The following is a 5,073-nucleotide window of genomic DNA, read 5'->3' on the forward strand; positions in this document are numbered from 1 at the left end:
CGCCTCGGCCGCCTCGGCCGCCTCGGCCGCCTCGGCCGCGCCGGTCCGACGCGGCCCCGGCCGTCCTCGCGCGGTGGTTGTCAGCCGCCGGAACGGGCGATGCGCTCGGCGGCGAGGCGGTCGCGGAGGTCGGCGCGCAGCGCCTTCTTGTCGAGCTTGCCGATGCTCGTCCGCGGCAGCTCGGACACGACCACCAGGCGCTCGGGGAGCTTGTAGGGCGCGACCTCCGCGCGCTCCATCTCGGCGCGGATCTCCGCCAGCTCCACGTGCGCGCCCGGCCGCAGGACGGCGTACAGGCAGACGCGCTCGCCGAGGTCGGGGTCGGGCATCGCGACGGCCGCGGCGAGCGCGACGGCGGGCACCCGGTAGGCGAGGTTCTCCACCTCCTCGGCGGAGATCTTCTCGCCCGCCCGGTTGATCATGTCCTTGTCCCGGCCCTCCACCACCAGGTTCCCGTCCGGGCGGCGGCGGACGATGTCGCCGGTGCGGTACCAGCCGTCCCCGGTGAACGCGACCTGGTTGTGCCCGTCCGCCCGGTAGTAGCCGCGCGGCGTGTACGGGCCGCGCGTCAGCAGCACGCCGGGCGTGCCGTCCGGCACCGGGCGGCCGTCCTGGTCCAGCACGGCGATCTCGTCGTCCGGGCTGATCGGGCGCCCCTGGGTGTGGCAGACGACCTCGTCGGGGTCGTCCAGGCGGGTGAAGTTGAGCAGGCCCTCGGCCATCCCGAACACCTGCTGGAGCCGGCAGCCGAGGACGGGCCGCACCGTCACCGCGACCTCGTCGGCCAGCCGCGAGCCGCCGACCTGCAGCACCTCCAGCGAGCCGAGGTCGTGGCCGGGGCCGCTCTCCTGGTAGGCCAGCCAGCTCTGCGCGATGGCGGGCACCGCGGCCGTCACCGTGACCCGCTCGCGCTCGATCAGGTCGAACACCCGCTTGGGCGCGGGCGACGGCGCGACCACGACCCGGCCGCCCGCCAGCAGCGCGCCCAGGATGCCCGGGCACGCGAGCGGGAAGTTGTGCGCCAGCGGCAGCGCCGCGAGGTACACCGTGTCCGGGCCGAACCCGGAGACCTCGGCGCTGCGCCGCGCGTTGTAGGAGTAGTCGTCGTGCGTCCGCGCGATGAGCTTCGGCAGGCCGGTGGTGCCGCCGGAGAGCAGGAACAGCGCCACGTCCCGCGAGTGCGGCGCGGCGGCGTCCAGCGCGCGGCGGGCCGCGTCCGGGTCGTCCGCCGGACGGCACAGGTCCCGCAGGTCCACGGTGTCGTCGGCGGGACGGTCGCCCGCCGCGAGCACGTGCTCCACGCCCGGGTGCTCCGCGCGGATGCGGCGGGCGAGGGCCTGGTGGTCGAACCGGGCGCTCTCGGCGGGCACCGCGATGGCGCGCGCCTCGGCGTGCCCCGCGATGTGCGAGATCTCCCGGTGGCGGTGCGCGGGCAGCGCCATCACCGGCAGGATCCCGGCGCGCAGGCACGCCAGGGTCAGGACGACGAACTCCCACCGGTTGTCCAGCTGCACGACGATCCGGTCGTCCGGCCGCAGCCCGAGGCCGAGCAGCCGCAGCGCGGCGCCGTCCGCGCGCCGCGCCAGCTCCCGGTACGTCATCCGGACGTTCCCGCTGACCAGCGCCTCGGCGTCCGGCCGGGCGTCGGCGACCGCGAGCACCTGCTCGCCGAGCGGCCGTCCGATCCAGTACCCGGCGGCCTCGTACCGTGCGGCCGTCTCCGGCGGCCAGGGCGTGACGCCGTCCCGGCTGGGCCTGCTCCGCTCTCCCGTCACAGCCTCCCCCTCGCGGGTCCCGCTCGCCGGACGGACCGCGCCGTCCGCTTTCCCCGACTATCGCCGCGCCCGCCGCCCGGCGGCATCTCCGCGAATGCCACCGCCGGAGCACGCGGGAAGAGGCCCGGGAGAGGGCCCGGAGACAGCGAACCGCCCCGCGCCGGCGAGCGGCGCGGGGCGGTCGGAGAGCCGCGGTCAGGCGGACTTGTCGCGCAGGTCGGTGTAGTAGCCGACCAGGTCGTCGAACGACGGGCCGTCGTCCGCCGACCCGGAGGCCGGCCTGCCGGCCTCGCGGTCGAGCAGGTCCTCCATCTTGTCCAGGGCGAGGTGGAACCCGGCCGCGCTGTACGGCATGTGGTCCGGGTCGCCCATCTCGTTCTCCAGGACGACCCGGGAGCCGTCCCCGTCCGGGGTGATCGTCCAGCGGTACACGTCACCGCGCCCGGTGTAGGCGAACCGGTGCGGCTCGTCCACCTCCAGGACGCGGCCCTCCTCCACCATGTCGGGGGAGAAGGTCACCGAGAAGCGCCCGTCCTTGACGGGCTCGATGACCACCGGGAAGCCGAACCACTCGGAGTGCCGCTCGCCGTCGGTGACGGCCCGCCACACCCGCTCGGGCGCGTGCCCGTAGTCGTGCTCGAAGCGCAGCGCCGGGGTGCCGCCGTCGGCGGTGCCCAGCGTGGCCCGGGTGCGGAACGTTCGGGGGTCCATCGGTCTGGCCTCCTGTCGTCGCGTGTCCTGGCCCCGCCGGGGACCGCGGCCGGGTGTTCAGCCGTGGCAGGACGCGCCGCCCGGATCGTCGTACCGGTCGTGGTGCCGGATCCAGGCCATCGTGTCCTCCATCCCGTCCTCCTGACGGCCCAGCGGTGTCAGGTCGAGATAGTTGTAGGTGTTGTTCAGGATGTCACTGCCTCGCCCGTGGGTCGAGTAACCGTAGAGGACCCGTCCGTCGTCGTCCTTGAGGAAGGCGCTGACGCCGGGCAGCTCGGTCTGGCCGCCGCCCAGGTCGAGGGAGAAGTCGGTGTAGAAGTCGTCCCCGCGCGTGGTGTACCACGGGATGTCCCAGCCCATCCGCTTCCGGAACGGCTGGATGTCGGACTGCGGCGCGGCGCACGCGATCACCAGGGCGGTGTCGCGGGCGCGCAGGTGCGCCAGGTGGCCGATGTTGTCGATGAACAGCGAGCAGACCGGGCACCAGTCGTGCCCCTCGAGCGGCCACATGAAGTGGTAGACGAGCAGCTGCCGCCGGTCCCCGAACAGGTCGGGGAGGCGGCGCTCGCCCTCCGGGCCCTCGAACACGTACTCCTTGTCCACCACGAGCATCGGCAGCCGCCGGCGCTCGGCGTTGAGCGCGTCGCGGGCGCGGGTCACCTCCTTCTCGCGTTCCAGGAACGCCCTGCGGGCGGTGATCCACTCCGTCCGCTCGACGATGCGCGGACCGGTCATCGGTACTTCCTCTCTGCCCGCGCGTCCGCCCGCGCGGCCGGACCGGGGCCGGGCCGCGCGGTCGGGCCGTGCGGGCGTGTCATTGCGGCGTGTCGTGCGGGCGTGCCGTGCGGTGTGCCGGGCGGGCGTGTCGTGCGGACGTGCCGGGCGGTCGGGTCAGCGCAGGCTCGCGCCGCCGTCGGGCAGGGCCGCGAGGAAGCCCCCGCGCCCGATCTCGGCGGCGACGGCCTCGATCTCGTCGGTCATGAAGCGGTCCTCGGCGAGGAACGGCGCGATCGAGCGGACCCGCTCGTAGGTGGCCCGCCCCGCCGGGCTGAGCTGCTCCTTCACGTCCCGCAGGTCCACCGCCTGAGCCGCCGCCAGGAACTCGACGGCGAGGATCAGCCGGTTGTTGTCCAGGACGCGCCGGGCGTTGCGCGCGGCGATCAGCCCCATGCTGACGATGTCCTGGTTGTCGCTGTTGGACGGGATGCTCTGCGTGCTGGCCGGGCCGATCGTCCGGTTCTCGGCGACCAGCGCCGTCGCGGGGTACTGCGCGCCGGTGAACCCGCTGTGCAGGCCGGGCTCGCCCGCCACCAGGTACTCCGGCAGCCCGCCGCTGAGGTGCCGGTTCAGCAGCCGGTTCAGCCGCCGCTCCGACATCACGCCGAGCTGGGTGAGGGCGATCGTGAGGAAGTCCATCGCGAACGCGACCGGCTGGCCGTGGAAGTTCGCGCCGTGGAAGACCTCCTTGCCCTCGAAGAACAGCGGGTTGTCGTTGGAGGAGTTCAGCTCGGTCCCCACGACGGTGGTGGCGTGCGTGAGGGTGTCCCGGATCGCGCCGACGACCTGCGGGATCGCGCGCAGCGTGTACGGCTTCTGCAGGTAGATCTCGCCGCGCTGGACGAGCGCGTCGCCGTCCTTCTGCGCCTCGACCTGCTCGCGGATCTCGGCGTGCGAGAACGCCAGGCCGCTGTCCGCCAGCAGCGTCCGCAGGTTCGCGGCGGTGTCGATCTGGCCGGGGTGCGGACGGGCCAGGTCGTGGCCCTCGGGCGCGAACGCGCCGGTCGAGGCGCGCATCGTCTCCAGCACCAGGCCGGTCACGACCTCCGCCTGCCGGACCTGCGCCCACGACCGTCCGACCAGCAGCGCCGCCAGCCCGGTCATCGCGGACGTGCCGTTGATCAGGGACAGGCCCTCCTTGAACCGCAGGCTCAGCGGCTCGATGCCGCGCTCGCGCAGCACCGGCCCGGTCGGGACGGCCTTCCCGTCGCGCAGCACGTAGCCCTCGCCGATCACCACGGCCGCGATCGCCGACAGCGGGGCGAGGTCGCCGCTCGCGCCGAGCGACCCGTACTCCGGGATCGCCGGGGTGATGCCCTGGTTCAGCAGCAGCGCGAGCCGTTCGAGCAGTTCGGGCCGGACGGCCGAGTAGCCGCGCGCGAACGCGTTCAGCCGGGCCGCGACCATCGCGCGCGCCTCGTCCTCGGCGAACAGCGGGCCGACCCCGGCGCAGTGGCTGCGCACCAGGTTGAGCTGCAGCTCGGCTTCCACCGCGGGGTCGAGCATCATGTACGCGAGGTCGCCGTAGCCGGTGGTGATGCCGTACACCGGGATGCCGCGCTCCACGATGTCCTGGAACAGCGCGCGGCTCGCCGCCGCCCGCTCCAGCACGTCGGGGGACAGCGCGGCGGGCGCGCCGTCCTCGGCGATCCGCCGGATCCCGTCGGGCGTGACGCCGCCGCCGTCGAGCCGGACCGGTTCCACCTGGACTGTTGTCATGCCATCCACCTCACGTGGTGTCGGGACGGCGGCGCGGCGGTCGCGCGCGCCGGGAACGGGGGGCCTGGTCCGCCGCCGGTCGTGGGGCGGC

General features: G+C 74.4%; 4 protein-coding genes. All 4 read right to left on the reverse strand.

The window, feature by feature from the left end:
* Positions 1-80 precede the first annotated feature (80 nt).
* Positions 81-1,775: a (2,3-dihydroxybenzoyl)adenylate synthase gene (locus tag DZF91_RS28450; protein WP_117360199.1), complete on the reverse strand. Its 1,695-nt coding sequence runs from the start codon at positions 1,773-1,775 to the stop codon at positions 81-83.
* 195 nt (positions 1,776-1,970) lie between these two features.
* The gene (locus tag DZF91_RS28455) at positions 1,971-2,486 is read right to left on the reverse strand and encodes an SRPBCC domain-containing protein (protein WP_117360200.1); all 516 of its coding nucleotides are present in this window, start codon (positions 2,484-2,486) and stop codon (positions 1,971-1,973) included.
* A 57-nt stretch (positions 2,487-2,543) separates the two neighbouring features.
* Entirely contained in the window at positions 2,544-3,221 is a 678-nt protein-coding gene (locus DZF91_RS28460) for a DUF899 domain-containing protein (protein WP_117360201.1), read from the reverse strand.
* A 156-nt stretch (positions 3,222-3,377) separates the two neighbouring features.
* Positions 3,378-4,982 (reverse strand): tyrosine 2,3-aminomutase, encoded by a 1,605-nt coding sequence (gene cmdF / locus DZF91_RS28465; protein ID WP_117360202.1) that lies wholly within the window; start codon positions 4,980-4,982, stop codon positions 3,378-3,380.
* Positions 4,983-5,073: the final 91 nt, after the last annotated feature.

This window comes from Actinomadura logoneensis, assembly GCF_003428695.1.
GTDB lineage: Bacteria > Actinomycetota > Actinomycetes > Streptosporangiales > Streptosporangiaceae > Spirillospora > Spirillospora logoneensis.

Bases quoted from the DNA above. Each gene is read 5' to 3' on its own strand.
- DZF91_RS28455 (WP_117360200.1), bottom strand. From the start codon at position 2,486: ATGGACCCCCGAACGTTCCGCACCCGGGCCACGCTGGGCACCGCCGAC.
- DZF91_RS28460 (WP_117360201.1), bottom strand. From the start codon at position 3,221: ATGACCGGTCCGCGCATCGTCGAGCGGACGGAGTGGATCACCGCCCGC.
- cmdF (WP_117360202.1), bottom strand. From the start codon at position 4,982: ATGACAACAGTCCAGGTGGAACCGGTCCGGCTCGACGGCGGCGGCGTC.